The organism is Fictibacillus arsenicus (assembly GCF_001999465.1).
Lineage (GTDB): Bacteria > Bacillota > Bacilli > Bacillales > Fictibacillaceae > Fictibacillus > Fictibacillus arsenicus.
The window spans coordinates 1-986 of the sequence record NZ_MQMF01000040.1 but is presented as its reverse complement, the minus strand read 5'-3'; the positions used below and the strand labels follow the sequence as shown (position 1 = coordinate 986).

At 74.3% G+C, this 986-nt stretch carries 2 protein-coding genes; both read right to left on the bottom strand.

The window, feature by feature from the left end:
• The coding region (locus tag UN64_RS21670) for a DegT/DnrJ/EryC1/StrS family aminotransferase (RefSeq protein ID WP_139343243.1) at positions 1-621 on the bottom strand (621 nt) is incomplete at its 3' end.
• The coding region (locus UN64_RS21665; RefSeq protein ID WP_486598929.1) for an LbetaH domain-containing protein at positions 614-986 on the bottom strand (373 nt) is incomplete at its 5' end. The genes UN64_RS21670 and UN64_RS21665, both read right to left, overlap by 8 nt.

The following is a 986-nucleotide window of genomic DNA, read 5'->3' as shown; positions in this document are numbered from 1 at the left end:
CAGGCGCAGGCGACGGGCGACGTCCGCCTCCCCCACGGAGACCATGCCGCCCTCACCCGAGGTCATGTTCTTGGTCGGGTAGAGGCTGAACATGCCCCACGCCCCGAAGGTGCCCACGGGGCGCCCCTTCCAGCGGGCGCCGTGCGCCTGCGCCGCGTCCTCGAACAGCTGGAGGCCGTGCTCGCGGCAGATCGCCTCGAGCTCGTCCATGCGGGCTGGGTGGCCGTACAGGTGCACCGGCATGACGGCGGCGGTCCGCTCCGTCACCTTGGCGCGCACGTCCTGGGGGTCGAGGGTGTACGTCTGCAGGTCCACGTCCGCGAAGACCGGGGTCGCGCCCGTGAGGGCGACGGCGTTGCCGGTCGCCGCGAAGGTGAAGGCGGGCACGATGACCTCGTCGCCGGGGCCGATGCCCGCGGCCAGCAGGCCCAGGTGCAGGCCGGAGGTGCCGGAGTTGACGGCCACGCAGGCCCGGCCGTCCACCATCGCGGCACCGAACTCCTCCTCGAAGGCCGCGACCTCGGGGCCCTGCGCCACCATGCCGGAGCGCAGGACGCGGTCCACCGCCTCGCGCTCCTCGTCACCGATGACCGGCTTCGCCGCCGGGATGAACTCAGCCATGGTTCTCCTCCTCCTGCGCGGGCCCGGCCGGGCGCAGCGCCCCGTCCCGCTCGATGAACGTCTCCCCGGTGTCCGGGCACACCCAGACGCCGTCCTTCTCCGCCAGCCGGCGGCCTGTCCGGCCGACCCAGCCGATGCGCTTCGCGGGCACCCCGGCCACGAGGCCGAAGTCCGGCACGTCGCGGGTGACCACCGAGCCGGCCGCCACCAGGGCCCACGCGCCGATGCGCATCGGCGCGACACACACGGACCGCGCGCCGATCGCGGCGCCGTCGCCGATGTCCACGCCCACGGCGTCCCAGTCGTCCCCGGACTTCTGGGACAGGTCCGGGTTGACCGCGCGGGGGTAGGTGTCGTTGGTCAGG